Annotated in this window: 25 protein-coding genes; 5 read left to right on the forward strand and 20 right to left on the reverse strand. The window is 72.9% G+C overall.

The window, feature by feature from the left end:
• Positions 1 to 151 precede the first annotated feature (151 nt).
• The 11 genes from ADJ73_RS14825 to ADJ73_RS14875 all read right to left on the reverse strand — a co-directional run bounded on the left by ADJ73_RS14825 (position 152) and on the right by ADJ73_RS14875 (position 8,304).
• A complete protein-coding gene (locus ADJ73_RS14825) occupies positions 152 to 475 on the reverse strand; it encodes a DUF2469 domain-containing protein (RefSeq protein WP_050348906.1) in 324 nt (107 codons plus the stop codon).
• Positions 472 to 1,266: a ribonuclease HII gene (locus ADJ73_RS14830; protein ID WP_050348907.1), complete on the reverse strand. Its 795-nt coding sequence runs from the start codon at positions 1,264 to 1,266 to the stop codon at positions 472 to 474. Before ADJ73_RS14830 ends, ADJ73_RS14825 begins: the two co-directional genes overlap by 4 nt.
• Positions 1,263 to 2,177, reverse strand: a complete 915-nt coding sequence (gene lepB / locus ADJ73_RS14835; protein ID WP_082177036.1) for a signal peptidase I — start codon at positions 2,175 to 2,177, stop codon at positions 1,263 to 1,265. The genes ADJ73_RS14830 and lepB (ADJ73_RS14835) overlap by 4 nt, the downstream gene beginning before the upstream one ends.
• Positions 2,174 to 2,899 (reverse strand): signal peptidase I, encoded by a 726-nt coding sequence (gene lepB / locus ADJ73_RS14840; protein ID WP_050348908.1) that lies wholly within the window; start codon positions 2,897 to 2,899, stop codon positions 2,174 to 2,176. The genes lepB (ADJ73_RS14835) and lepB (ADJ73_RS14840) overlap by 4 nt, the downstream gene beginning before the upstream one ends.
• Before the next feature lie 45 nt (positions 2,900 to 2,944).
• Positions 2,945 to 3,304: a 50S ribosomal protein L19 gene (rplS, locus tag ADJ73_RS14845; protein ID WP_050348909.1), complete on the reverse strand. Its 360-nt coding sequence runs from the start codon at positions 3,302 to 3,304 to the stop codon at positions 2,945 to 2,947.
• 228 nt (positions 3,305 to 3,532) lie between these two features.
• Positions 3,533 to 4,732 (reverse strand): tRNA (guanosine(37)-N1)-methyltransferase TrmD, encoded by a 1,200-nt coding sequence (gene trmD / locus ADJ73_RS14850; protein ID WP_050348910.1) that lies wholly within the window; start codon positions 4,730 to 4,732, stop codon positions 3,533 to 3,535.
• A 2-nt stretch (positions 4,733 to 4,734) separates the two neighbouring features.
• Positions 4,735 to 5,262 (reverse strand): ribosome maturation factor RimM, encoded by a 528-nt coding sequence (gene rimM / locus ADJ73_RS14855; protein WP_050348911.1) that lies wholly within the window; start codon positions 5,260 to 5,262, stop codon positions 4,735 to 4,737.
• Between the two features lie 104 nt (positions 5,263 to 5,366).
• Positions 5,367 to 5,609, reverse strand: a complete 243-nt coding sequence (locus tag ADJ73_RS14860; RefSeq protein WP_050348912.1) for an RNA-binding protein — start codon at positions 5,607 to 5,609, stop codon at positions 5,367 to 5,369.
• Between the two features lie 2 nt (positions 5,610 to 5,611).
• Positions 5,612 to 6,160 carry a 30S ribosomal protein S16 gene (gene rpsP / locus ADJ73_RS14865; protein WP_050348913.1) on the reverse strand — a complete coding sequence of 183 codons (549 nt, stop codon included), beginning with the start codon at positions 6,158 to 6,160 and terminating at the stop codon, positions 5,612 to 5,614.
• A 128-nt stretch (positions 6,161 to 6,288) separates the two neighbouring features.
• Entirely contained in the window at positions 6,289 to 7,920 is a 1,632-nt protein-coding gene (locus ADJ73_RS14870) for a putative bifunctional diguanylate cyclase/phosphodiesterase (protein ID WP_156188251.1), read from the reverse strand.
• Between the two features lie 33 nt (positions 7,921 to 7,953).
• Positions 7,954 to 8,304 carry a hypothetical protein gene (locus ADJ73_RS14875; protein ID WP_050348915.1) on the reverse strand — a complete coding sequence of 117 codons (351 nt, stop codon included), beginning with the start codon at positions 8,302 to 8,304 and terminating at the stop codon, positions 7,954 to 7,956.
• A 164-nt stretch (positions 8,305 to 8,468) separates the two neighbouring features.
• On the opposite strand from ADJ73_RS14875, the gene ADJ73_RS14880 reads away from it, so the two are divergent.
• On the forward strand, positions 8,469 to 8,912 hold the full coding sequence (locus tag ADJ73_RS14880; RefSeq protein ID WP_050348916.1) for a hypothetical protein: 444 nt from the start codon (positions 8,469 to 8,471) through the stop codon (positions 8,910 to 8,912).
• A gap of 107 nt (positions 8,913 to 9,019) precedes the next feature.
• Here ADJ73_RS14880 and ADJ73_RS14885 read toward each other — a convergent pair whose 3' ends face one another.
• The 5 genes from ADJ73_RS14885 to ADJ73_RS14905 form a co-directional block, all read right to left on the reverse strand.
• Entirely contained in the window at positions 9,020 to 10,126 is a 1,107-nt protein-coding gene (locus ADJ73_RS14885) for a substrate-binding domain-containing protein (protein WP_050348917.1), read from the reverse strand.
• A gap of 60 nt (positions 10,127 to 10,186) precedes the next feature.
• Entirely contained in the window at positions 10,187 to 11,437 is a 1,251-nt protein-coding gene (gene mmsB / locus ADJ73_RS14890; RefSeq protein WP_050348918.1) for a multiple monosaccharide ABC transporter permease, read from the reverse strand.
• A gap of 15 nt (positions 11,438 to 11,452) precedes the next feature.
• Complete coding sequence (gene mmsA, locus ADJ73_RS14895) at positions 11,453 to 13,015, reverse strand: multiple monosaccharide ABC transporter ATP-binding protein (RefSeq protein WP_050348919.1); 1,563 nt, start codon at positions 13,013 to 13,015, stop codon at positions 11,453 to 11,455.
• 114 nt (positions 13,016 to 13,129) lie between these two features.
• The gene (locus tag ADJ73_RS14900; RefSeq protein ID WP_050348920.1) at positions 13,130 to 14,323 is read right to left on the reverse strand and encodes an ROK family transcriptional regulator; all 1,194 of its coding nucleotides are present in this window, start codon (positions 14,321 to 14,323) and stop codon (positions 13,130 to 13,132) included.
• Positions 14,324 to 14,415: 92 nt separating this feature from the next.
• Positions 14,416 to 15,513: an amidohydrolase family protein gene (locus ADJ73_RS14905; protein ID WP_050348921.1), complete on the reverse strand. Its 1,098-nt coding sequence runs from the start codon at positions 15,511 to 15,513 to the stop codon at positions 14,416 to 14,418.
• A gap of 229 nt (positions 15,514 to 15,742) precedes the next feature.
• On the opposite strand from ADJ73_RS14905, the gene ADJ73_RS14910 reads away from it, so the two are divergent.
• From ADJ73_RS14910 to ADJ73_RS14920, 4 genes are all read left to right on the forward strand, one after another.
• Positions 15,743 to 16,705 (forward strand): glycosyltransferase family 2 protein, encoded by a 963-nt coding sequence (locus tag ADJ73_RS14910; protein ID WP_253272599.1) that lies wholly within the window; start codon positions 15,743 to 15,745, stop codon positions 16,703 to 16,705.
• A 41-nt stretch (positions 16,706 to 16,746) separates the two neighbouring features.
• Complete coding sequence (locus tag ADJ73_RS17645) at positions 16,747 to 16,998, forward strand: hypothetical protein (protein WP_253272600.1); 252 nt, start codon at positions 16,747 to 16,749, stop codon at positions 16,996 to 16,998.
• 4 nt (positions 16,999 to 17,002) lie between these two features.
• Positions 17,003 to 17,200 (forward strand): hypothetical protein, encoded by a 198-nt coding sequence (locus ADJ73_RS14915; RefSeq protein WP_050348922.1) that lies wholly within the window; start codon positions 17,003 to 17,005, stop codon positions 17,198 to 17,200.
• A gap of 99 nt (positions 17,201 to 17,299) precedes the next feature.
• Entirely contained in the window at positions 17,300 to 18,376 is a 1,077-nt protein-coding gene (locus ADJ73_RS14920; RefSeq protein WP_156188252.1) for a glycoside hydrolase family 26 protein, read from the forward strand.
• A gap of 64 nt (positions 18,377 to 18,440) precedes the next feature.
• Here the strand turns inward: ADJ73_RS14920 and ffh are convergent, their stop codons facing one another.
• The 4 genes from ffh to ADJ73_RS14940 all read right to left on the reverse strand — a co-directional run bounded on the left by ffh (position 18,441) and on the right by ADJ73_RS14940 (position 24,208).
• Positions 18,441 to 20,021 carry a signal recognition particle protein gene (gene ffh / locus ADJ73_RS14925; RefSeq protein ID WP_050348924.1) on the reverse strand — a complete coding sequence of 527 codons (1,581 nt, stop codon included), beginning with the start codon at positions 20,019 to 20,021 and terminating at the stop codon, positions 18,441 to 18,443.
• Between the two features lie 70 nt (positions 20,022 to 20,091).
• Positions 20,092 to 22,512 carry a [protein-PII] uridylyltransferase gene (locus ADJ73_RS14930; protein WP_253272601.1) on the reverse strand — a complete coding sequence of 807 codons (2,421 nt, stop codon included), beginning with the start codon at positions 22,510 to 22,512 and terminating at the stop codon, positions 20,092 to 20,094.
• The gene (locus ADJ73_RS14935; protein ID WP_050348925.1) at positions 22,509 to 22,847 is read right to left on the reverse strand and encodes a P-II family nitrogen regulator; all 339 of its coding nucleotides are present in this window, start codon (positions 22,845 to 22,847) and stop codon (positions 22,509 to 22,511) included. The genes ADJ73_RS14930 and ADJ73_RS14935 overlap by 4 nt, the downstream gene beginning before the upstream one ends.
• A complete protein-coding gene (locus ADJ73_RS14940; protein WP_172669737.1) occupies positions 22,844 to 24,208 on the reverse strand; it encodes an ammonium transporter in 1,365 nt (454 codons plus the stop codon). Before ADJ73_RS14940 ends, ADJ73_RS14935 begins: the two co-directional genes overlap by 4 nt.
• Positions 24,209 to 24,239: the final 31 nt, after the last annotated feature.

A 24,239-nucleotide genomic window follows, 5' to 3' on the forward strand; every position in this document is an offset into this window, starting at 1 on the left:
GCGACCCCTGTGGTCGCTCGCACCAGGCTGGCCCAGGCGCGTCCGGCGCCGCCGGGCCCGGCCCTCGGGTGTGGACAACCGGCCGGTTGCTGCGACGCGCTGTGGACAACCTCGCCCGCAGGCGGGTTCCCGGGGCGTGCCGGGGGGCAGATCAGCGCGGGAAGCCGGGATCCTTCGCGAGGTCCAGCTCGGACTTGGCGAGCTCCTCGACGTTGACGTCCTTGAAGGTCACGACCCGGACGTTCTTGACGAAGCGGGCCGGGCGGTAGACGTCCCACACCCACGCGTCGGACATCGTCACGTCGAAGTAGACCTCGCCGCCGTCGCTGCGGACGCGCACGTCGACCGAGTTGCACAGGTAGAACCGTCGCTCGGTCTCGACGACGTGGGAGAAGAGCCCGACGACGTCGCGGTACTCGCGGTAGAGCGCGAGCTCCATCTCGGTCTCGTAGCGCTCCAGGTCCTCTGAACTCATCGCTCCTGCACTTCCTGCTCTGCTCGGCTGCCGCCGTCGGCGGTCGGGCTCCCCTCATCATCGCGCAGGACGCCGGGGAGCCGCCACGAGCGCCGGTGGTGGGTGGTGGGGCCGAGCCGGGTCAGTGCCGCGAGGTGGTCGGGGGCGGCATACCCCTTGTTGACGGCGAAGCCGTAGTCCTCGGCCACGCCGCCCTCCCGCGCGAGCCGCACCATGTTGGCGTCCCGCTCGACCTTGGCGAGCACGCTCGCGGCGGCCACGGACGAGCAGCGCAGGTCAGCCTTGATCATGGTGTGGACCGGCAGCACCGCGTCGTCCCAGGCGCCGAGGAGCCCGACCTGCTCGGGCCGGGTGTACCAGTCGTGGTTGCCGTCCAGCAGCAGCAGCGACGGCGCCAGGCCGCCCGCGCAGGCGACCGCCATGGCCCGCTCCCCGGCGAGCCGCAGCGCCTCCATGATCCCGACCGCGTCGATCTCCTGCGGCGACGCGTGCCCGACGCCGTATGCCGGCGCCCACCGTCGTAGCCGCGGCACGAGTCGCTCGCGGGCCGCCGGCGTGAGCAGCTTGGAGTCCCGCACCCCCGTCGGGGCGGACCCCACGGTCTCGTCGACCAGCACCACGCCGACCGTGACCGGGCCGGCCAGGGCCCCGCGACCCACCTCGTCCATCGCCGCGAGCACGCGACCGCCCTCGGGGAGGCTGCGCTGCAGCGACCGCTCGACCCGCAGGCTGGGGCGGTGCGGTCCGACCGCGGTGCTGCCGGTCCGGCGCGCGTTGGTGGCGGTGGTCACGGCGACGAGGGCACCTTGGCGAAGACCTCGGTCGGCTGGCCGAGCCAGGTCATGTGGGGGAAGGGCCACACCACGGCCACGGCCCGGCCGACCACCTTGGAGATCGGCACGGAGCCCTGCGACCCGTCGCCGCCGGGCGGGTGGTAGCGCGAGTCGCTGGAGTCGCTGCGGTGGTCGCCCATGACCCAGATCTTGCCCGCCGGGACGGTGATGTCGAAGGGGTCGAAGCTGGGGGCGTTGCCGGGCTTGAGGTAGGGCTCGGTGACCTCGGCGCCGTTGACCGTGATCTTGCCCGAGGCGGTGCAGCACTTGACCTTGTCGCCGGGCACCCCGATGACCCGCTTGATCAGGTGGCTGTCGGAGTCGTTGGGCAGCAGACCGACGAAGACCAGGGTGTCGTGCACGGCGGCGGACAGGCCGGAGCGCTGCTGGACCGGGGCGCTCGCGAGCCAGCGGTCGGGGTCCTCGAAGACCACGATGTCGCCCCGCTCCAGCGAGAAGGGCGACGGCGTCAGCTTGGACACGACCACGCGGTCACCCTCGACGAGGGTGTCCTCCATCGACCCCGAGGGGATGTAGAACGCCTGCATCAGCCAGGTCTTGACCGCCAGCGACAGGATCAGCGCCAGCCCCACGACGATGACGAGCTCGCGGACCGCGTGGGCCAGGTGGTGACCGGGCGAGCGGGACTCGCGGCTCGCGCCGCGGGTGGTGGGGGTGGTCGCCTCGGCGCCGGTGGTCGCGTCCCTGCTGGTGCTCGCGTCCCTGCCGCCGGCCGCGGTGCCCTCACCGCCGTCGCGCGGCTCACCACCGTCCAGCCGCTCGCGGCCGTCCACCCCGGCGGGGCCGGCCACGCCGGGACCGTCGGGCCGCCGCGCCTGGTCGTCGCGGGGCCTCAGGTCGTCGGTCATCGGTGTCCTCCGGTGGTGGTGGGGATGGGCGGGGCGGTGATCGGGCGCAGCCGGCCGGGCGGCCACACGACGCGGACGACGCGCCCGGTGACGTCAGCTCGCGGCACGAACCCGCCCCCTGGGGACCCGAGGCGGGACCGCGAGTCTGCCGAGCGGCTGCGGTGGTCGCCCATGACCCACAGTGTGCCTGGTGGTACGGTCACGTCGAACCTCACGTCGCTGGGCGTGTCCCCGGCCGCGAGGTAGGGCTCGGCGAGGGGCCGGTCGTCCACGAGCAGGCGCCCGTCGGCGTCGCAGCAGCGGACGCGGTCGCCGCCGACCCCGATCACGCGCTTGACCAGGTGCTGCCCGGGCGACTCGCCGAGGACCCGGCCGAGGACCTGGACGGCCACCGGGCGGTCGTCGCGCGCCCCGAAGCTCGCGCCGTCGAAGACCACCACGTCGCCGCGGACGGGGTCGTCGGCGCGCTTGTCCACGAGGATGCGTTCGCCCGGCTGCAGCGTCGGCTCCATCGAGGCGCTCGGCACGGCGAACCAGTCGAGCACGAGGGTGCGGGTCCCCACCATAGCCAGCCAGGCGAGGACGAGCGCGCCGCCGGCGATGGTCGTGCGCCGCAGCGGCCGCCGGGTCCGCCAGCGAGACCGCCGGCGGCCCCGCTGCCGGGACGACGCGACCCCGGCCGGGGCACCGGTCGGGGTCGGGGTCGAGCTGTCGGGACGCACTCGCGTGAGCCTAGCGGCGAAGCCTGTGCGCCTCGGCGGGCCGGGTCAGCGCGCCACCGTGGTGTCGCGCTTCTCCTTGATCTTGGCGGCCTTGCCGCGCAGCGAGCGCAGGTAGTAGAGCTTGGCGCGACGCACGTCACCGCGGGTGACGACCTCGATCTTGTCGATGACCGGGGTGTGCAGCGGGAAGGTGCGCTCCACGCCGACGCCGAAGGAGATCTTGCGGACCGTGAAGGTCTCGCCGATGCCGCCGCCGGACTTGCGGATCACGACGCCCTGGAAGACCTGGACGCGGGAGCGGTTGCCCTCGATGACCTTGACGTGGACCTTGAGGGTGTCGCCGGCGCGGAACTCGGGCACGTCGGTGCGCAGGCTCACGGAGTCGAACTCAGCCAGCTTCTTCATGGTGCTTTCGCTTTCTCGCAGGGCGCCACAGGTCGCGCTGCCGTCAGCCTCCCCGGTCGGGGAGGACGATCGTCGGTATGCCGTCCCGCTGGCCGCCGCGTGGCCACCTCGCCGGCCGGGGCCGGACCGTGACCACTCCCCCTGTGGCAGGGGCGCTGTGATGACAGGAGACGCAAGGCACGATTCTGCCAGAGGAAGGGCCCCGGCAGCCAATCGACCCGGAGCCGGTCAGCCCCGCCGCAGCCGCTTGTCGAGCTCGACGGTGCCGGGGACGTCCTCCCGGCGGGTGCGCACCGGCCGGTATCCCGCCTTGCGGTAGATCCGCTGGTTGCGGGCGCTGCGCTCGCCGGTCAGCAGCCACGCCCGTCGGGCCTCGGGGGGCGCCATCGTCTCGACGTGCGCCAGCAGCGCGCGGCCCAGGCCGCGGCCGGCCAGGTCGGGCGCCACCATGAGCCGGCCCACCTCCCAGGTGTCGTCGTCGACCAGGCGGGCCCGGACCGAGGCGACGAGCCGGCCGTCGTGCCGGCCGACCCAGGTGTGCCAGCCCCGCAGCCCCGCCTGGACGTCGGCCAGCGACTCGGTGAGCGGCGGGATGTCGAAGGTCCCGTGCAGGCGCCCCTCGTCCAGCCAGCAGGCGCGCTGCAGCGTCCACAGCTCCGGGGCGTCGGCGGGGGTCGCGGTGGTCAGCGGCATCGTGGTCTCCCCGGCCAGCGCCGCGGCGGGAGCCAGCAGGTCGGGGCGGCGGCGAGCGGTCCGCTCGAGCCGCTGCTGGTGCCGCCACCGGGCGATCGCGCCGTGGTCGCCCGAGAGCAGCACGGGGGGCACGTCCCGGCCGCGCCAGGAGGCGGGCTTGGTGTAGACGGGGTACTCCAGCAGGCCGTCCTCGTGGGACTCCTCCACCAGCGACTCGGCGTTGCCGACCACACCGGGCAGGAGCCGCGCGACCGCCTCGGTGATCGTAAGCACCGCGACCTCGCCCCCGTTGAGGACGTAGTCGCCGAGCGACACGATCCGCACCCGGCCGTCCAGCCGCTCCGCGGCGTAGTCGTAGACCCGCTCGTCGAGGCCCTCGTAGCGGCCGCACGCGAACGCCAGCCAGGGCTCGTCGGCCAGCTCGTGGGCGAGCTGCTGGTCGAAGCGGGTCCCGCCGGGTCCCGGGACGACGAGGAGCGGGCGGGTCCCGGCATACGCGCTGTCGCCGACGTCCGCGAGGTGGTCGATGGCCCGGGCCCACGGCTCGGGCGTCATGACCATGCCGGCGCCCCCGCCGTAGGGGGTGTCGTCGACGGTGCGGTGCCGGTCGGTGGTCCAGCTCCGCAGGTCGTGGACGTGCAGGTCCAGCAGCCCGTCGCGACGGGCCTTGCCGATCAGGGACAGGTCGAGCGGCGCGAGGTAGTCGGGGAAGATCGTGACGACGTCCAGGCGCACGCTCACGCCTCCCCGAGGTCGAACAACCCGTCGGGGGCGTCCAGCACCAGGCGCCCGCCGGGCACGTCCACCACGGGCACGAGCGCGGCGACGAAGGGCACCAGACCGGTCCGCCCGTCGCTCAGCCGCACCTCCAGCAGGTCCTGGGCGGGCCGGGTCTCCAGCGCCACGACCTCCCCGACCGGGGTGCCGGCCGGGTCCTCGACCCGCAGCCCCACCAGGTCGGACTCGTAGTAGCCCTCGTCCTCGCCGCCCGCCTCCGCCGGCACGTCGTGCAGCAGCAGCGTGTCGCGGAGCGACTCGGCCCCGGTGCGGTCGGGGATCTCCTCGAAGGCCAGCAGCCAGGTGCCGCTGTGCAGCCGGGCGGAGCGCAGCGTCAGCTCGCGGGGCACCCCCGAGCCGCGGCGTGCCTGGGTCGCGAAGACGGTGCCCGGCACGAACCTGCCGCGCGGGTCGTCGGTGCGGACCTCGACGGTCACCTCGCCGCGCAGCGCGTGCGCCTTGCCGATGCGGGCCACGACGACATCCATGGAGCCTCCTGGGGCAGACGTGGGCGATCAGCCCGTATGCCGCGAGGGGCGCGCGGCGGGAGCAGGTCCCGGCGCACGCCCCTCGTCAGCGTTGCTGGTGGTGCTCAGCGCACCTTGTCGGTGTCGACGATGTCGACACGGACCGGCTTGCCACCGGCCAGGGCCCCCATCACGGTGCGCAGCGCGCCCGCCGTGCGGCCCGAGCGGCCGATGACGCGCCCGAGGTCGTCCGGGTGGACGCGGACCTCGAGCACCTCACCGCGGCGGAGCTCCTTGCGGCGCACCACCACGTCGTCATCGTGGTCGACGATGCCCTTGACGAGGTGCTCGAGAGCCTCCTCGAGCATGATCAGGCCTCGGTCTTCTCGTCAGCGGCGGCCTCGACGGACTCGGTCGCGGGGACCTCCTCGGCCTCGGCGGAACCCGCGGCCTCGGCGGCCTCGGCCGGGTCGGTGGTGGCGGGAGCCGCGGTCGGCGCGTCGGCAGGAGCCTCGGCCGGCGTCTCGGCGGTCTCCGCCTTGGCAGCCTTCTTGCGCGGGGTGTCCTTGGGCTCGAGCTCGGCCTTCTGCAGCGCCTCGTTGTAGAGCTCCTGCTTGGACCGCTTGGGCTCCTTGACCTGGAGGGTGCCCTCGGCGCCCGGCAGGCCCTTGTGCTTCTGCCAGTCACCGGTGATCTTCAGCAGCGCCTCGACCTGCTCGGTCGGCTGGGCGCCGACGCCCAGCCAGTACTGCGCGCGCTCGGAGTCGATCTCGATGCGGGAGGGCTGCTCGGTCGGGTGGTAGAGGCCGATCTCCTCGATGGCACGGCCATCGCGCTTGGTGCGCGAGTCCATCACGACGACGCGGTAGTACGGTGCACGGATCTTGCCCATGCGCTTCAGGCGAATCTTGACGGCCACGGGTGTGGTGTCTCCTTGGTGGTGGTGTGGTGAGTCCGCTCACGGCACCGTGGGGACAGGCGCGGGCGGGCTCGGCTGGACACGGCGGAGCGGTGAGAGGGTCCGCACCCGACGCATACAAGGAGCCATCATGCCAGATCGCCGGCCCCGTCGTGACATCGTGGCGACGGTCCGTCGGTGAGCAGCCCGTCCAGGTCGAAGCGGGCCGGGATGTCGCGGATCCGGGAGTACTCCTCGAAGAGGTGGCCCTGCGCGTAGCCGCAACCCAGGTCGCGCAGCGTCCTCCCGACCGCAGCCGTCTCGATCCCCTCGGCGACGACGCGCAGGCCGAGAGTCTGGGCCATGGAGATCACGGCGCTGACCAGGGTCCGGTCGGCGGCGCTGGACGCGGCGCGCACCACCAGGGAGCGGTCGATCTTGAGGAGCGTCACCGGCATCCACGACAGGTGCACCATCGAGCTGTGACCGGTGCCGAAGTCGTCGATGGCGAGCCGCACGCCCGCTGCCGCCAGCTCGCGCAGCACTTCGGCCTCGGTCGACGCGACGTCCACGAAGCTCCGCTCGGTGACCTCCACGACGAGGCGGTCGGTGGACATGCCCGACGCGTCCAGGCGGCGGCGCAGGTCGTCGAGCAGGCCGGGGCGGCGCAGCTCCCGCGGCCCGAGGTTGATCGCCACGAAGTCCGGCCCGGGCGCCTCCGCCAGGTCCCGGATGGCGGCGGCGGTGACGATGCGCCCGAGGGCGTCGATAAGGCCGGACTCCTCCGCGATCTCGATGAACTCGGCCGCCTTGACCAGCCGGCCGTCCTCCACCATGCGGCACAGCGACTCCACCCCGACGACGTCCCCGGTGCGCAGGTCCACGATCGGGTCGTAGGCCGGCTGGATCCGGCCCTCCTCGATCGCGCGGCGCACCCGGTGCTCGACCTCCAACCTGCGCACCGCCTGCTCCCGGTCGGCCTGCCCGAAGACGTAGACCCCCCGGCCGCCCTCGGACTTGGACCGGTGCAGCGCCACGTCGGCGTCGCGGAGCAGGTCGAGGTCGGTGTCTCCCTCGGGTCGTGGCGCCGTCGGTGAGGCCTGGGCGACGCCGATGCTGATCTCGGGGCGCACCGGTCCGAGTCCGGGCAGGTCGATGGGGGCACCCAGCTCGAGGGACAGCTCGCGCGCCAGGGCCACGGCGTCCAGGGGCGTGTCGCTGTCGACGAGCACGCAGAACTCGTCCCCGCCGAGGCGGGCCACGCAGGTGCGCCCGGCCAGGCCGAGCACCGCGGTCTCCAGTCGCCGACCGACCACCGACAGCAGCGCGTCGCCGACGTCGTGCCCATGGGCGTCGTAGACCACCTTGAAGCGGTCCAGGTCCAGGTAAAGCACGGTCCGCCAAACGTCCTGACCGACGGGCTCGCGGAGCCGGCGCAGCAGGGCCTCGCGGCTGTAGAGCCCGGTCAGCTCGTCGTGCGCCGCCCGCCACGTGAGCTCGGCGGTGCGCTGCCGGACGAGCAGCCGCAGCTGCAGCTCGCGCTGGCGGGCCTGCTCCAGGTCGGCGCGCAGCAGGTCCACCTGGTGCTCCTCGGCCAGCGCCCGCGCCCGCTGGGTGGCACCGACGCGGCTGTCCTCCCGGGTGGCCTCCCGGTGCTCCTTGAGCACGGCGATCGCCGCGGACGGGTCGCCGGCGCGCTCGGCGGCCTCGGCGAGCACGTCGTAGAACGCGTCCCGCTGGGTGAGGGGCAGGGTCGTGGCCGGGCGGTACGGCGAGAGCACCCGCACCGCCTCGACCGGGTCTCCCACCCGCAGCTATGCCGTGGCGAGCGCCAGCGCCGTCGCCAGGCTCGGCTCGCCGAGCGCCCGGGTCTCGTCGTCGGCGAGACGCCGCAGCTCGAGGGGCGCGTCGCGGTCCCCCATCGCGGCCCGCACCGAGGCGGCGCGCCGCAGGTGCTCGGCCGGGTCCAGCCCGGCGTGGGCGACGAGGCGGGCTGCCTGCTCGCTCTCCGCGAGGGCGGCGTCCAGGTCGCCCCGGGCGAGCAGCAGCTCGGCCCGTATGCCGTGGAGCCGGGCGAGCCCCGCGTCCGACTGCGGCACCCCGGTGCTCTCGAACGCCCGGTCGACGTAGTCGAGGCCGAGCTCGTGCTCCCCGATCGCGAGCATGACCTGCGCCAGGCGGGCGAGCAGCAGCGGGCGCAGGCCCTCGGTGCGCCCACCTCGGCGAGCGCCTCGCGCAGCAGCCGTATGGCGACCTCGGGCTGGTCGTCGGCCGCGGCGCACTGCCCCTCGAGCGCGAGCGTGGCCACCGCGAGGCGGCGCGACAGGTCGTGATCGGGCAGGGGCAGCGGCAGGGCGCGGCGTGCGGTCCGGGCGCACTGGCGGGCGCGGGCGAGGTCGCCGAGGGCGAGCAGCGCCTCACCCCGGGTCAGCTCGGCCTGGATCCCCACGACGAGGCTCCACGGGCCCGGGGACAGGTCCTCGATGACGTCCAGGGCGCTGGCGGCGACCTGCAGGGCGGCGCCGGGGTCGTTCTCGCCGAGGTAGCCGAGCTCGGTGGCGAGCTCCTCCGCGCACTGCACCGTCGCCGTGTGGGTGCTGTCGGGGTCGGTGCGGGTCAGCCGTCCGAGCCGCTGGGCGGCGCGGCCGGCGCGCTTGATCCGCAGCGCCGCGTCGCTCGCGGCCAGCCCCATACGCAGCAGGGCCGCGTCGTCGACGACACGGCCGGGCTGGGTCTCACGCAGGCTCACAGGGGACATCCTGCCCGCGAGTGACCACTCTGCGTGATCAATCCATACAAAATGTTATGGCGGGAGCACGACGCGGCGCGTCCCCCGGGCGGGAGACGCGCCGCGTCGGCCAGGCAGCGAGGGCTACCGGGTCACTTCACCAGGGCCGACAGGGTCGGGTCGTTGGCGTAAGCCTCCTTGGCGTTGGCCTTGGTCACGATGACCGGCTCGAGCAGGTTGGCCGGGACGACCTTGACGCCGTTGTTATAGGACTTCTCGTCGTTGACGGTGACCTTCTCGCCCTTCTGGATCTGCTTGGTCATCTCGATGGCGGCCGCCACGAGCTTGCGGGTGTCCTTGTTGATGGTGGAGTACTGCTCCCCCGCCATGATCGACTTGACCGACTCGACCTCGGAGTCCTGACCGGTGACGACCGGGGTCGGCTTGCCGGCCTGCTTGGCCGACGTGAGGATGGCGCGGGCCAGGGTGTCGTTGGGCGACAGGACGCCGTCCAGCGAGGCGGAGCCGTAGGAGCCGGCGATCAGGGTGTCCATGCGCTTCTGGGCGTTCTCGGCCTTCCAGCCCTGGGTGACGGCCTGGTTGAAGGCGGTCTGCCCGGAGACGACCTTGAGGGTGCCGTCCTTGATCTTGGGCTCCAGGACGCTCATGGCGCCGTCGAAGAAGACCTTGGCGTTGGCGTCGTCCGGCGAGCCCGCGAAGAGCTCGATGTTGTAGGGGCCGTTGGGCTTCTTGGCCTTGAGGCCCTCGAGCAGCGCGTTGCCCTGCAGCACACCGACCTTGAAGTTGTCGAAGGCGACGTAGTAGTCGACGTTGGGGGTGTTGGTCAGCAGCCGGTCGTAGGCCACGACGGTCGCGCCGGAGTCCTTGGCGGCCTTGAGCTGGGTGCCGAGCTGGGAGCCGTCGATCGCGCCGACGATGATGAGCTTGGCGCCCTTGGTGACCATGGACTGGATCTGGTTCTGCTGCTCGGAGACGCCGTTGTTGGCGAACTGCACGTCGGCCTTGTAGCCCGCGCTCGCCAGGTCGGTCTTGAAGAGGTTCTCGGCGAGGACCCAGTTCTCGGAGGTCTTCTGGGGCAGCGAGACACCGATCAGGGCGCCCTGGTCGAAGCCCTTGGCCGCGGCGCTGCCGCCGCTGCCGGTCTGGGTCGAGGTGGTGGTCTGCTCGGCGCGGCCGCAGGCGGACAGGGACAGGGCGACCGCGGAGACGGCCACGACGGTGCTGGTGAGCTTGCGCATGTGACTTCCTTGTCGTTCGTACCGATGTGGTGCTGTAGATGAGTGGTGGGTCGGGGTGGGTCAGGCCTTGGTGCTGGAGGTGGCGCCGGCCTGCTCGGTCTTGCGGGGGCCGAGGTTCCTGGTGAGGTTGCCGATCAGCGAGGGGCGGCCCTGCATCTTGTTGAAGACGTCGAAGGCCACGGCGAGCAGCAGCACCAGGCCCTTGATCATCGACTGCGCGTCGGCGCCCACGCCCATGAGCTGCAGGCCGTTGTTGAGGACCGCCATCACCAGACCACCGATGATCGAGCCGACGACGGTGCCGACACCGCCGGAGACGGCCGCGCCACCGATGAAGACGGCCGCGATGGCGTCGAGCTCCCAGCCCACGCCGTCGAAGGGGCCGGAGGCGGTCGAGCGCGCGACGAACATCATGCCCGCGAGCGCGGCGAGGATCGACATGTTCATCATGACCAGGAAGTTGACCTTCTTGGCCTTGACGCCGGACAGCTCGGCGGCGTGCTTGTTGCCACCCACCGCGTAGACGTGCCGCCCGATGACGGTGCGGCTGGACACGAAGCCGTAGATCAGCACCAGCGCCGCGAGGATCAGCCCCGAGATCGGGAAGGAGGTGCCGGTGGGGCCCGACGCCATGAGGAGGGTGACCGCGATGATGGCCGCGCAGATCAGGAACAGCCGGATGCCGAGCACGACGGCGTCCTCGAGCGGGAGGCCGATCCGCTTCTGGTTGGCGCGGTTGCGCAGCGCGCCGCCGACGATCGCGAGGCAGGCGATCAGGCCGAGCAGCACGGTGAGGTTGTTGTAGCCGGTCGCGGGTCCGACCTCCGGCAGGTATCCCGAGCCGATCTTCTGGAAGCCCTCGGGCACCGGCACGGTCAGCGACTTGCCGATGTACTGGTTGACCCCGCGGAAGATCAGCATGCCGGCGAGCGTCACGATGAAGGCGGGGATGCCGACATACGCGACCCAGAAGCCCTGCCAGGCGCCGATGAGCGCGCCCAGCACCAGCCCGAGGAGGATGGCGAGCGGCCAGGCGAGGTGCCAGTCGCGCATCGCGATGGCGACCATGATGCCGACGGCTGCGGCGACCGACCCGACCGACAGGTCGATGTGGCCGGCGATGATGACCAGCACCATCCCGATCGCGAGCACGAGCACGTAGGCGTTGCCCTGGAGGATGTTGATCACGTTCTCGGACTTGAGGGTCAGACCGTCCGTCTTGACCGTGAAGAAGGCGATCAGGGCCACGAGGGCGATGATCATGCCGAACTGGCGGATGTCACCGCCGAAGACCTGCTTGAGCTTGTTCATCGGGCGTCTTTCGGGTCAGGCGGTGGGCACGTGGGTGGAGGAGGTGAGGGTCATCAGGCGCATCAGCTGCTCCTGCGTGGCCTCGGACTTGTCGAGGCAGCCGGTGATGGCGCCCTCGCAGATGGTGTAGATCCGGTCGGACAGGCCGAGCAGCTCGGGCAGCTCGGAGGAGACGACGATGACGCCCTTCCCCTGCAGCGCGAGCTGCTGGATGATGCCGTAGATCTCGTACTTGGCGCCGACGTCGATGCCGCGGGTGGGCTCGTCGAGGATCAGCACCTCGGGGTCGGTGAAGAGCCACTTGGCCAGGACGACCTTCTGCTGGTTGCCGCCGGAGAGCTTGCTGACGCCCTCGTTGACCGACGGCGTCTTGGTGCGCAGCGAGGTGCGGTAGCGCTCGGCGAAGTCGAACTCCTTGTGCCGGTCGACCACGCCGTTGGGCGAGATCTTGCCGAGCTTGGCGGAGACGGTGGTCGCCTTGATGTCGTCGAGCAGGTTGAGCCCGAGCACCTTGCGGTCCTCGGTCACGTAGCCGAGGCCCTCCTTGATGGCGGTCGGCACCGAGCTGAGCTTGAGCCGGCGCCCGCGCAGGAAGGCCTCGCCGCCGAGGAACTGACCGTAGGAGTGGCCGAACAGCGAGCGCATGAGCTCGGTGCGACCGGCGCCCATGAGGCCGGCGAAGCCGACGATCTCCCCCGCGCGGACGGTGAAGCTCGATCCCTTGCAGACCAGGCGGCCGGGGATCTGCGGGTGCTCGACGGTCCAGTCGCGCACCTCGAGCAGCGTCTCGCCGATCTGGGGGGTGTAGTCCGGGAAGCGGGAGTCGAGCGGGCGCCCGACCATGCCGCGGATGATCCGGTCCTCGTCGACGCCGCCCGCGGCGACGTCGAGGGTCTCGATGGAGCGGCCGTCGCGGATGATCGTGATGGAGTCCGCGATGGCGGCGATCTCGCCGAGCTTGTGGCTGATCATGATGCAGGTGATGCCGCGCTCGCGCAGGCCGCGCAGCAGGTCCAGCAGGTGCTGGGAGTCCTCCTCGTTGAGCGCCGCGGTGGGCTCGTCCAGGATCAGCAGCCGCACGTCCTTGGCGAGCGCCTTGGCGATCTCGACGAGCTGCTGCTTGCCGACGCCGATGTTCTTGACGGGCGTCTCGGGGTCGTCGTGCAGCCCGACCATGTCGAGCAGGTCCCGCGCCCGGCGGTTGGTGCCGACCCAGTCGATGACGCCGCCGCGGGCGGCCTCGTTGCCGAGGAAGATGTTCTCCGCGATCGACAGCTCGGGGATCAGCGCGAGCTCCTGGTGGATGATCACGATGCCCGCGCGCTCGCTGGCCCGGATGTCCTTGAACTCCACCTCGCGGCCGTCGAGCAGGATGTGCCCGCTGTAGGTGCCGTGCGGGTAGACGCCGGACAGGACCTTCATGAGGGTCGACTTGCCGGCGCCGTTCTCGCCGCAGATCGCGTGGACCTCGCCGGTGCGCACGCGCAGGTTGACCTGGTCGAGCGCCTTCACGCCCGGGAACTGCTTGGTGATGTCCACCATCTCCAGCAGGTATGGCGTCGTCGCCGTGCTCGCCATCGGGGGTCCCTTCTTCGCGACCTGATGGCATCGACGCCATCACTCGTTTAAGAAGTGAAGTCTCCGCGACCGCCTCCCGTCAACTCCGGAACGCGTCGAGTTGCCTGATTGTGACTAATGACTCACCCGCTCGGCGGCATGCGCCACGGCGGCGGCACCGAGCGCCTCGGCCCGGGCCCCGAGCGACTCCAGCGTCACCGTCGTGGCCGCGGCGACGACGGGGGTGGTCGCCCGCTCCAGGCCGCGGCGCACCGCCGCGAGGAGCAGGTCCCCCACCGGCATCAGCGGGCCGCCGAGCACGATGACGGCGGGGTTGAGCAGGTTGCACACGCCGCCGAGGACCTGCCCGAGCGCGAGCCCGGCGTCCTCCAGCACCCGCAGCGCCGCGAGGTCCCCGGTCCGGATGAGCTGCAGCAGCTCGGAGGTCCGCGGGGTGCGACCCACCGACGCCTCGAGCCCGGCCAGCAGCGTCGGCACGGCCGCGACGGTCTCGAGGCAGCCCCGGTTGCCGCAGCGGCAGACCTGGCCGAAGGGCGAGACCTGCAGGTGACCGATCTCGCCGGTGATGCCGATGTGGCCGCGGTAGAGATGGCCGCCGAGGATCAGCCCGGCCCCGATCCCGCTCGCCACCTTGACGTAGGCGAGGTCGGGGACGCCGGCGTGCGCCCCCCACCGCGCCTCGGCGAGCGCCCCGAGGTTGGCGTCGTTGTCCACGGTGACCGGCAGCTGCAGGTGGTCCTGGAGGGCCTGCCGCACGTCCAGCCCGACCCACTCGGGCAGCAGCGCGGCGTGGCCCACGAGCCCGGTCCGGGCGTCGATGGGCCCCGGTATGCCGACCCCGGCGCCCACCAGGTCGCCCCGCTCCAGCGCGAGGTCGGTGAGGGTGCGGTCCAGCATCTCGTCCAGCAGCGCGAAGCACGCCTGCAGCGAGTGCCCCGCCGGCAACCCCTCGAAGGCCTCGGCGAGCACCTGGCCGTCCTCGGTCACGAGGAGCAGCCGCACGTGCCGGCGCCCCACGTCGATGCCGGCGGCCACCGAGCGGTGGTGCTCGGCCAGCGAGACCTCGACCGCGCGGCGGCCGTTGGCGGTGGTGGTGCCGGTGACGACCTGCCCGTCCTCGGCGAGCATCCGGACCAGGTTGGACACGGTGGCCGGGGACAGGCCGGTGGCGCGCGCCAGGCTGGCCTGGGTGCTGGGGCCGCGGAAGCGCAGCGCCCCCACCAGGCGCTCGGTGTTGGCGCGCCGCAGCGCGCTCGGCGACCCGGACCCGCGGCGGGCAGCCCGACGGGAAGCGTCCTCGACGACCATGGGCCCACTGTCCTCGGCGGACCGCATGCCGTCAAGAGATGAAGGCAAGGTGTGACCCGTGTGACATTCCGCCTCTCCGGGTCGTCCCCCGGTCAGGCGTGCGCGTCGCCCGCAACCACGGTGCCGCGCAGCACCACGACGCGGGGGAAGGCCAGCACGTCCAGCACCTCGCGGGGGTCCTCGTCGTAGACGCACAGGTCGGCCGGCGCGCCCTCCTCGAGACCCGGGCGCCCGAGCCAGCGGCGGGCGCCCCAGGTGATCGACTCCAGCACGGCGGCGGCCGGCATACCGGCCTGGCGCAGCTCACGCGCCTCGGACCCGACGAGGCCGTGGGGCAGGGAGCCGCCGGCGTCGGTGCCGACGTAGATCGGGACGCCGGCCTCCCAGGCCGCGCGCACGGTCTCGTGGCGCCGGGCGTGCAGGTCGAGCATGTGGCGGTGGTAGTCCGGGAACTTCGCGCGGGCGGGCTCGGCGATCTGGGGGAAGGTCGCGATGTTGACCAGGGTCGGCACGATGGCGATGCCCTGACGCGCGAAGTCGTCCACGACCTCGTCGCGCAGGCCGGTGGCGTGCTCCACGCAGTCGATGCCGGCGGCCGCCAGCTGGGGCAGCACCTCCTCCCCGAAGCAGTGCGCCGTGACGCGAGCCCCCTCCTCGTGGGCGGCGGCGATCGCGGCGGTCACCGCCTCCTGCGGCCAGCAGGGGGCGAGGTCGCCGGTCGAGCGGTCGATCCAGTCCCCGACGAGCTTGACCCAGCCGTCCCCCCGGCGCGCCTGGGTGCGCACCGCCGCCACGAGCTGGTCCGGCTCCACCTCGTCGGCGTAGTTGCGGATGTAGCGCCGGGTGCGGGCGATGTGGCGCCCGGCCCGGACCACCACGGGCAGGTCCTCACGGTCGTCGACCCAGCGGGTGTCCGACGGCGACCCCGCGTCGCGGATCAGCAGCGTGCCCGCAGCGCGGTCGGCGGTGATCTGCTGCTCGGCGGTCTCGGCATCGACCGGACCGCGCTGGTCCAGACCCACGTGGCAGTGGGCGTCGACCAGGCCCGGCAGCACCCACCCCGCGACCGTGGTGCACTCCCCCGCCGGTGGCGTGAAGGTGATCCGTCCGTCGACGACCCACAGCTCGTCGCGGACGTCGTCGGGGCCGACGAGGACAGGACCGGTGAGGTGCAGCGGCGCAGGGCTCATGGGCCGACCCTATCGGCCCTGGCAGCCGGGTGCCGAGGCTACCGACAGTGATCGCATCCTCGCCGCCGATGTCACGCGCAGCAGTGGTCGCGTGACGGCGCGAAGTTGTTGGCGCCCGACGCGGTAGAGCCGTCACCAATGCACCCGTCCCCGCCCTGACCAGCGACAACTCTGATGGAGCCCGCTTCGCCGCCCCCGGCGAACCACCCCCGCAGCATAGGCAGCCCCCATGTCCAGCACCCTCGCGTCGCCGAGCCCCGTGACCACCGACCGTGTCGTCACGGCCGACCCGGTCGACCTGGTCGACCCGGTCTCCCCGGTCGTCGCGCCGCACCCCGCGACCCCGAGCAGCGCGCCGCAGCTCGGCCGGGTGCACGTCCTGGTCCCGGCGCACAACGAGGAGGCCGGCATCCGGACCACCTTGCTGGCCCTGCGCGACCAGACCTACCAGCCGCACACCGTGACCGTGATCGCGGACAACTGCCCCGACGCGACCGTCGAGATCGCCCGCGCGATGGGCGTGACCGTCGTGGAGACCGTGGGCAACACCGACAAGAAGGCCGGCGCCCTCAACCAGGTGCTGGACACGCTCCTGCCGACCCTCGGCGAGGAGGACCTCGTCTTCGTCCAGGACGCCGACTCGGCCCTGGAGGCCCACTTCCTGGAGAACGCTGCAGGCTACCTGACCCGGCACACCCACCTCGGGGCCGTCGGCGGCACGTTCCGCGCCCAGCCGGCGGTGCAGCGCGAGCGCGACCGTCGCCGCGAGCCGGCTGCGGACCGACTGAGCCGTATGGCGTGGAACGCCAACTCCCGCTTCCTGCAGCACCTGCAGGACAACGAGTACGCCCGCTACGCCCGCGACGTCCGTCGGCTCGACGGCAAGTGCCTCGTCGTCACCGGCACCGCCGCGATGTTCCGCGCCACGATGCTGCAGGAGCTGAGCCGGGCCCGCCTCGACAGGCGGCTGCCGCAGGGCGACGGCCGCGGCGGCATCTACGACCCGCGCGTGCTGACCGAGGACAACGAGCTGTCCTTCGCGATCATGCACCTGGGCTACGAGCTGCTGGCGCCGCCCAACTGCCTGCTCACCACCGAGGCCATGGCCACCTGGCGCGAGCTGTGGCAGCAGCGGCTCCGGTGGAAGCGCGGCGCGGTGGAGAACTGCGTGCAGTCGGCATTACCCGGGTGACCCGGCCCTACTGGGGACGGCAGCTCCTGACCATGCTCGGCGTGGTCATCACCGCCCTCTACCTCGCGGACGTCGCCCTGACGCTCGCGCTCGGGCACTTCATGCTTCAGCCGATCTGGCTGGGGATCACCGCGATCTTCTGCCTCGAGCGGTTCGTCACGGTGCGCGACAAGGGGATCCGGCAGCAGCTGCTCTCCGCCACGATGTACGAGCTCCCCTTCGACTTCTTCCTCCAGGCAACCCACGCGAAGGCCTACGCAGACGCCTTGGCACGTACCGAAAGGACATGGTGACCCCATGTACAACAACCCCGCGACCCCCGTCTTCGCCGCCGGCGTCGGTGGCGGTCTGACCTACGCCGGTTTCGACAACCTCTACCTCGCCATGGGCGCGTTCGCGATGGTCGCGGCGTTCTCCGCGGTGAAGCGGATGGCCCCGGTCTACCGCGGCAAGGCCGCGCGCGCCCGGGCCGCGATGCTCCGCGAGACGGTCTGAGGCTGCGCCGCGACCGGGGTCTGCGAGGACGGCCGCGGGCGGCATACGGCAATCTCTGTCACTGAGAGTAATTTTGATGACTTTGCGTAACATGGGGTCATGCCCCCTGACGCCCGCAGCCCCCTCGCGCGTCGTTCACTGCTCGCTCTCGTGGCCCTCGCCACCGGAGCCGTCGTGACCTCCCCCGCCTCGCTCCCCGCCGCAGCCGGAGACCCGGTCTCGGGGGTCGGTGCCGCCACGCGGCCGGCCGCCGTCGTGACCGCGCCGCTCGCCCTCGGCGCCTACAGCCAGGGCATGGACCGCGACCCGCGGGTGCTGGACCGGACCGCGGCCGCCGTGGGCCGTCCGATGGCGATCGCCTCGGTCTTCCGGGGGCGCGGCGACGACCCCTACTGGCCCTACCCCAGCGACCGGGCCATGGGCGCGACCCGCACCCTGCTGGTCGCGTGGTCCCTGGAGGACTACGGCAGCTATGCCTACTGGGCGAGCGGCCGGGGCGACGCGGTGCTGCGGGCCAAGGCCCGGGACCTTCGGGCCTACGGCCGCCCCGTCGTGCTGCGGCCGTGGGCCGAGATGAATGCCGACTGGGTCGCCCACCAGCCCACCACCGGCCCCGCCAAGAGCCGCGGCGGCACCCCGGCGGAGTTCAAGGCCGCCTGGCGTCGCGCGGTGACGATCTTCCGGCAGGAGCGGGCCACCAATGTCCGCTGGGCCTTCAACCCCACCACCGACACCTACGCCGGCACGACGGACGTCCGGGCCATCTACCCCGGGGACGACGTCGTCGACATCCTCGGTCTGGACGGCTACAACTGGGGCACGACCCGGACGGCCAACCTCGGCTGGCGCAGCTTCCACGACGTCTACGCGACGCAGTACACCCGCCTCGTGACGCTCGCCCCCCGCAAGCCCGTCTGGATCTGCGAGATCTCCTCCGCCGACCCGGCAGCGGCCGGCGTCTCCCGGACGACCGTGACCGCCCCACGCGGCCAGAGCAAGGCCACGTGGTGGCAGGACGCTTTCACGCGGCTGCGGTACGGCTACCGCAACGTGCAGGCGGTGGTGCTCTTCGACGTGGACAAGGAGCGCAACTGGCGGGTCGGCAGCTCGCCCGCTGCCACGACCGGCCTGCGCACCGCCGTCGCCACCCCGATCCTCAAGCTGCGCTCGCCCTGACGGGCCGCCGGCCCGACGCCTGCTGCCGACGCCCGAGACCGCGCACGAAGCCCGGCCGGCAGGCTCAGCGGCCGAGGAACGAGTCGAAGCCCTTGGGCAGCTGCGACATGTCCACGTCGCCGGCGCCGGTCCCGTCGCCGAAGGCGGAGCCGAAGGAGCTGCCCCGAGCGGCCTGCGCCTTCTCGGCCGCGGCGCGCTCCTGCTCGGCCCGCTTGGCGGGGTTGCCGGACTTGCCCTTCTTGCGCTGCGGCGCCTGCTTGCCCTTCTTGCCGCCGCCCGGCAGCCCGGGCATGCCGCCGCCGCGACGCATCTGCTTCATCATCTTCTGCGCCTCGCCGAAGCGCTCCAGCAGCGAGTTGACCTCCGACACCTGGACCCCGGAGCCCCGGGCGATGCGGGCGCGCCGCGAGCCGTTGATCTGCTTGGGGTGGGTGCGCTCGAAGGGCGTCATGGAGCGGACCATCGCCTCGACCCGGTCGAACTCCCGCTCGTCCAGGGCGTTGATGGCGTCCCGCATCTGGTTCATGCCCGGCATCATCCCGAGCATGGACTTGAGGTTGCCCATCTTCTTGATGGCGGCCATCTGCTGCAGGAAGTCGTCGAAGGTGAAGTCCTCCTCCGCCATGAACTTCCGGGCCATCTCGTCGGCCTGACGGCGGTCGAAGGCCTTCTCGGCCTGCTCGATCAGGGTGAGCACGTCACCCATGTCGAGGATGCGGCTCGCCATCCGGTCGGGGTGGAAGACCTCGAAGTCCTTCACGCCCTCGCCGGTCGAGGCGAACATGATCGGCCGGCCCGTGCTCTGGGCCACGGACAGCGCGGCGCCACCGCGGGCGTCGCCGTCGAGCTTGGACAGCACGACGCCGGTGAAGGCGACCCCGCGCTGGAAGGCCTCGGCCGTCTCCACGGCGGCCTGCCCGATCATCGCGTCGATGACGAAGAGCACCTCGTCGGGGCTGATCGCGGCGCGGATGTCGGCGGCCTGCTGCATCAGCGCCTCGTCGATGGCGAGACGGCCGGCGGTGTCCACGATGACGACGTCCCGCTGCTGCCGCTGCGCCTCGGCGACGCCGCCCCGGGCCACGGCGATCGGGTCGCCATACCCCGTCGTGCCGAGGCCGGTCTCGATGGCCGCGTCGTATCCGGAGACGTTGCCGCGCTCGGGGGCGTAGACGGGGATCCCGGCGCGCTCGCCGACGACCTGCAGCTGGGTGACGGCGTTGGGGCGCTGCAGGTCGGCCGCGACCAGCATCGGGGTGTGGCCCTGCTCCTTGAGCCAGTGACCCAGCTTGCCGGCCAGGGTGGTCTTGCCCGAGCCCTGCAGGCCGGCGAGCATGATGACCGTCGGCGGCTGCTTGGCGAACTCGATCCTGCGCGTCTGGCCGCCGAGGATCTCGACGAGCTCCTCGTTGACGATCTTGACGACCTGCTGCGCCGGGTTGAGCGCCTCGTGCACCTCGGCACCGAGCGCCCGCTCGCGGACCGCGGCGGTGAAGTGCCGCACGACCGGCAGCGCCACGTCGGCGTCCAGCAGGGCCACGCGGATGTCGCGGATCGTCGAGTTGACGTCGGACTCGGTGATCCGGCCCTTGCTGCGCAGGTGGCGGAAGGTGTCGGTCAGGCGATCAGACAGGCTGGTGAACACCGGACAAGTCTAAGGGCGACGGCTCGCCCGGCCGACACGACGCGGGACCGGGCGAGCCCTGGCACCAGGGTCAGCGCCCGTCGCAGGCGTCCATCAGGACCGAGACCGCCCGCGCCACCAGCGGCGGCGTCAGGGCACCGCCGCCGGGGGTGGTGAGGTAGAAGGTGTCGAGCGTCTGCCCGGCATACGTCGCGACGTGGGCGGACCGCACGGACACCTCGATCCGTGCGAGCGCCCGGCCCAGGTCGTGCAGCAGCCCGAAGCCGTCGGACGCGCGGACCTCGAGCACCGTGGCGCCGGTCCCGCCGCCCGGCACCACGAGCACCCGGGCCTGGTCGGGGGCGGCCGCGCCGGCCCGGGAGGCGCCCGTGAGCGTGCGCCGCCGGGCTCGCTGGTCGAGGGCGAGCAGCGGCGTCCGGTCCCCCGCGGCCAGGCGCACGAGACCCCGGGTCAGGGCGTCGACGTCGACGGGGTCGTGCGCGGTGTCGTCGGCGGGCGCCGTGACCCGCCACTCGTCGTGGGCGACGCCGTCGACGGTGCGGATCAGCGCGGTCCGCACCTCCAGCCCCTGCACGGCGAGCAGCCCCGCGATGTCGGCGAAGAGCCCGACGCGGTCCGGGCACACGACCGTGACCGCGGCCCCGGTCTGGTCGGGGCGGGCCGTCACGAGCGGCGCGTCGACGTCGGCCGGCACCGGCTCGGGGGCGTGGTCCGTGGCGGTGGTCGCCGAGGAGACCGGCGTACGGGGTGCGCCCTCCAGCCGGGAGCGCGCCTGCGCAGTCAGCTGGTCCACGAGCGTGGCCCGCCACGGGGTCCAGGCCTTCTCACCGGCAGCCCGCGCGTCGGCCACCGTGAGGGCCTGCAGCAGCGCGAGGGTGTCAGGGTCGTGGTCGACGGCGTCCAGCAGCGCCGTCACGGTGGCCGGGTCGCCCGGGTCGCGCCGGGTCGCGAGCTCCACCAGGGTGAGGTGCCGGCGCACCAGCGTGACGACGCGGTCCCGCTCGCCCGGCGGGTAGCCCCACCGCTCCAGCACCGCTCGGGCGCGCACCGCGCCGGCCTCGCTGTGGTCACCGGCCCCGGCGACCTTGCCCAGGTCGTGCAGCAGCGCCGCGACCACCAGCAAGTCGGGACGGGCGACGTCGCGGACCAGCGTGGCCGCCTCGACGGCCGCCCCGAGGCTGTGCCGGTCCACGGTGTGACGGTGGATCCCGTTGCGCTGCGGTCGGCTTCGCACCGCGTCCCACTCCGGGAGCCAGCGCGACACCAGGCCGACCTGGTCGAGGTCCTCCCAGGTGCCGACGAGGCCCGGGCCGCTGGCGAGCAGGTCGCCGAGCAGCTCGCGGGCCGGTTGCGGCCAGGGGGTCGGCAGCGCGGGGCAGCGGTCGGCGAGGTTGGCGGCCGTGGCGGGGGCGAGCGGCAGCTGCGCCCGCGCCGCGACCACCGCCGCCCGCAGCGGCAGGAGCGGGTCGCGGGTCGGTTCGACGCGCGGACCGAGGACGACCTCGCCGTCGTGGGCGTGCAGCCCGTGCCCGAGGGGCGTGAGCACCGGCCGCCGGGCCCGCACCCGCAGCGTGCGGGCGCGTTGCGCCTGACCGGCCCGGCGCAGCGCGGCGTCGAGACCGTGGGCGACCGCGCGGCCGGCCGTGGCGACGTCGGCGAGCAGGGCGTCGCTGTCGCTCTCGCCCAGCAGGGCGGCGACCGCGTCCTGGTCGGGCAGGGTGAGCCGGGTGCGACCCCGGCCGGTGACCACGTGCAGCGCGTCGCGCACGTCCAGCAGGCTCTCGTATGCCGTCACCACCCGCCCGCGGGGTCCCTCGGCCAGCCAGGCCATCGCCAGCGCCCGCAGCACCGTCAGGTCCCGCAGCCCGCCACGGGCCTCCTTGAGGTCGGGGTCGAGGCTCTGCGCGAGGTCCCCGAATCTCTCGTGCCGGGCGTGCACCGACTCGACCAGCTCGGGCAGCCGGCGCCGGGCGTTGGCGCGCCAGTCGTGGGCGAGCGCCGCCCGCACCGACGTCACCACCTCGGCGTCGCCCGCGATGCCGCGCAGGTCGAGCAGCCCGACGGCGGCGACGAGGTCGCCGGAGGCGGTCTGGCGGCACTGGGCGAGCGAGCGCACCGCGTGGTCCAGCCCGAGCCCGCTGTCCCAGAGGGGGTACCAGAGCCGGTCGGCGAGGGCGGCGAGAGCGCCGGCCGCGACCCGGCCCTCGTGCAGCAGCACCAGGTCCAGGTCGGACAGCGGCCCGCCGTCTCCCCGGGCCAGGCTGCCCGTGGCGGCGAGGGCCACCCCGGGCAGGGCCCGTCCGCGCGTGGCCTCCTGCCACAGCTGCTGCAGCGAGGCGTCGGTGAGGGAGCTGACCGCGGCCCGGCGGACCGGTCCGACCCCGCGCGCCAGGTGCCGGCGGGTGCCGGCCAGGCTGAGGCGGCGGTCCCGCAGCGCGGACGGCGCGACGGTCGTCCGCGCGTCGATCGGCGCCTGCGGATCGGCGGTCACAGCGCGTCGACCCCGCGCTCGCCGGTGCGGACCCGGACGACGTCCTCGACGGGGACGGACCACACCTTGCCGTCGCCGATGCGGCCCGTCGCGGCCTGGCGGACGATGAGGTCCATGACGTCGCGCGCGTCGCGGTCGTCGACCAGCAGCTCGAGGCGCAGCTTGGGGACGAAGTCGACGGTGTACTCCGCGCCCCGGTAGACCTCCGAGTGGCCTCGCTGGCGGCCGTAGCCGCTGGCCTCGCTGACCGTCATCCCCGCCAGGCCGAAGGCCTCCAGGGCCTCCTTGACCGGGTCGAGCATGTGGGGCTTGATGATGGCGGTGATGAGCTTCATGCGTTCACGTCCTTGGAGGTGGGCACGCCCTGGCCCCAGTGCGAGGTCGCACCGATGGCGTCGGCGAGCGGGCCGGCCGTGCCGGGGCGGCGGCCGATGGCGATCGGGGTGAGGTCGTAGCCGGTCTCGGCGTGCTCGGCCTGGTCCACGCCCTCGAGCTCCGCCTCGTCGGAGATCCGGAAGCCCATGGTGACGTGCACCAGAGCACCGATGGCGAGACTGACCACGAGGGAGTAGCAGAGCACGGCGAGCGCACCGACGGCCTGGCGCCACAGCTGGTCCAGCCCCCCGCCGTAGAAGAGACCGTTGACGGTGTTGGCCGGGACCGCGTCAGTGGCGAAGAGGCCCACGGCCAGGGTGCCCACGAGACCGCCGACCAGGTGGACGCCCACGACGTCGAGGGAGTCGTCGAAGCCGAGCCGGAACTTCAGGCCGACGGCGAAGGCGCACACGATGCCGGCCACGAAGCCGATGATGATCCCGCCCACCGGGCTGACCGTCGAGCAGGCGGGGGTGATGGCGACCAGGCCCGCGACGACCCCGGAGGCGGCGCCGAGCGAGGTGGCGTGCCCGTCCCGGAGGCGCTCGGTGACCAGCCAGCCGCACATGGCGGCGGCGGTGGCGCCGAGGGTGTTGATCCAGGCGATGCCGGCGAGGGGACCTGCGCCCAGCGCCGAGCCCGCGTTGAAGCCGAACCAGCCGAACCACAGCAGCCCCGCGCCCAGCATGACCAGCGTCAGGTTGTGGGGCCGCATCGGGTCCTTGCCGAAGCCGCGCCGCTTGCCGAGGACCAGCGCCAGGGCGAGCGCCGCCGCGCCGGCGTTGATGTGGATCGCCGTGCCGCCCGCGAAGTCGATCGCCTTGATGCCGTTGGCGATCCACCCGCCGTGCGGGGAGACGACGCCGTCCAGGGAGAAGACCCAGTGCGCCGCCGGGAAGTAGACGACCAGCGCCCACACCGCCGCGAAGACGCACCACGCCGAGAACTTCGCGCGGTCGGCGATGGCGCCGGAGATCAGGGCGACCGCGATGATCGCGAAGGCCGCCTGGAAGCCGGCGAAGACCGTCGACGGCACGGTGCCGACGACCGAGGCCGGGTCGAGCATGTGGTTGAGCCCGGCGAACTCGAGGGGGTTGCCGAGCACGCCGCCGATGCTGTCGCCGAAGGCCATCGAGTAGCCGACGAGGATCCACAGCACCCCGACGATCCCCATCGCGGCGAAGCTCATCATCATCATGTTGAGCACGCTCTTGGAGCGCACCATGCCGCCGTAGAAGAAGGCGAGACCGGGGGTCATGAGCAGCACCAGCGCGGCACTGACCAGGACCCAGGCGGTGTCGCCGGTGTTGATCGCGTCCATGTCGATCACTGTGCCGACGCCGCGTTTCGGC

It is taken from the genome of Arsenicicoccus sp. oral taxon 190 (assembly GCF_001189535.1).
Lineage (GTDB): Bacteria > Actinomycetota > Actinomycetes > Actinomycetales > Dermatophilaceae > Arsenicicoccus.

Coding starts and splice junctions, on each gene's coding strand:
- ADJ73_RS14940 (WP_172669737.1), bottom strand. CDS start 24,208: ATGGACGCGATCAACACCGGCGACACCGCCTGGGTCCTGGTCAGTGCC.
- ADJ73_RS14875 (WP_050348915.1), bottom strand. CDS start 8,304: ATGCTCGCGATCGGGGAGCACGAGCTCGGCCTCGACTACGTCGACCGG.
- ADJ73_RS14905 (WP_050348921.1), bottom strand. CDS start 15,513: ATGAGCCCTGCGCCGCTGCACCTCACCGGTCCTGTCCTCGTCGGCCCC.
- rimM (WP_050348911.1), bottom strand. CDS start 5,262: ATGGATGTCGTCGTGGCCCGCATCGGCAAGGCGCACGCGCTGCGCGGC.
- mmsA (WP_050348919.1), bottom strand. CDS start 13,015: ATGGCGAGCACGGCGACGACGCCATACCTGCTGGAGATGGTGGACATC.
- ADJ73_RS14910 (WP_253272599.1), top strand. CDS start 15,743: ATGTCCAGCACCCTCGCGTCGCCGAGCCCCGTGACCACCGACCGTGTC.
- ADJ73_RS14825 (WP_050348906.1), bottom strand. CDS start 475: ATGAGTTCAGAGGACCTGGAGCGCTACGAGACCGAGATGGAGCTCGCG.
- ADJ73_RS14885 (WP_050348917.1), bottom strand. CDS start 10,126: ATGCGCAAGCTCACCAGCACCGTCGTGGCCGTCTCCGCGGTCGCCCTG.
- ADJ73_RS14920 (WP_156188252.1), top strand. CDS start 17,300: ATGCCCCCTGACGCCCGCAGCCCCCTCGCGCGTCGTTCACTGCTCGCT.
- ADJ73_RS14860 (WP_050348912.1), bottom strand. CDS start 5,609: ATGCTCGAGGAGGCTCTCGAGCACCTCGTCAAGGGCATCGTCGACCAC.
- mmsB (WP_050348918.1), bottom strand. CDS start 11,437: ATGAACAAGCTCAAGCAGGTCTTCGGCGGTGACATCCGCCAGTTCGGC.
- ADJ73_RS14900 (WP_050348920.1), bottom strand. CDS start 14,323: ATGGTCGTCGAGGACGCTTCCCGTCGGGCTGCCCGCCGCGGGTCCGGG.
- rplS (WP_050348909.1), bottom strand. CDS start 3,304: ATGAAGAAGCTGGCTGAGTTCGACTCCGTGAGCCTGCGCACCGACGTG.
- ADJ73_RS14935 (WP_050348925.1), bottom strand. CDS start 22,847: ATGAAGCTCATCACCGCCATCATCAAGCCCCACATGCTCGACCCGGTC.
- ADJ73_RS14915 (WP_050348922.1), top strand. CDS start 17,003: ATGTACAACAACCCCGCGACCCCCGTCTTCGCCGCCGGCGTCGGTGGC.
- lepB (WP_082177036.1), bottom strand. CDS start 2,177: ATGACCGACGACCTGAGGCCCCGCGACGACCAGGCGCGGCGGCCCGAC.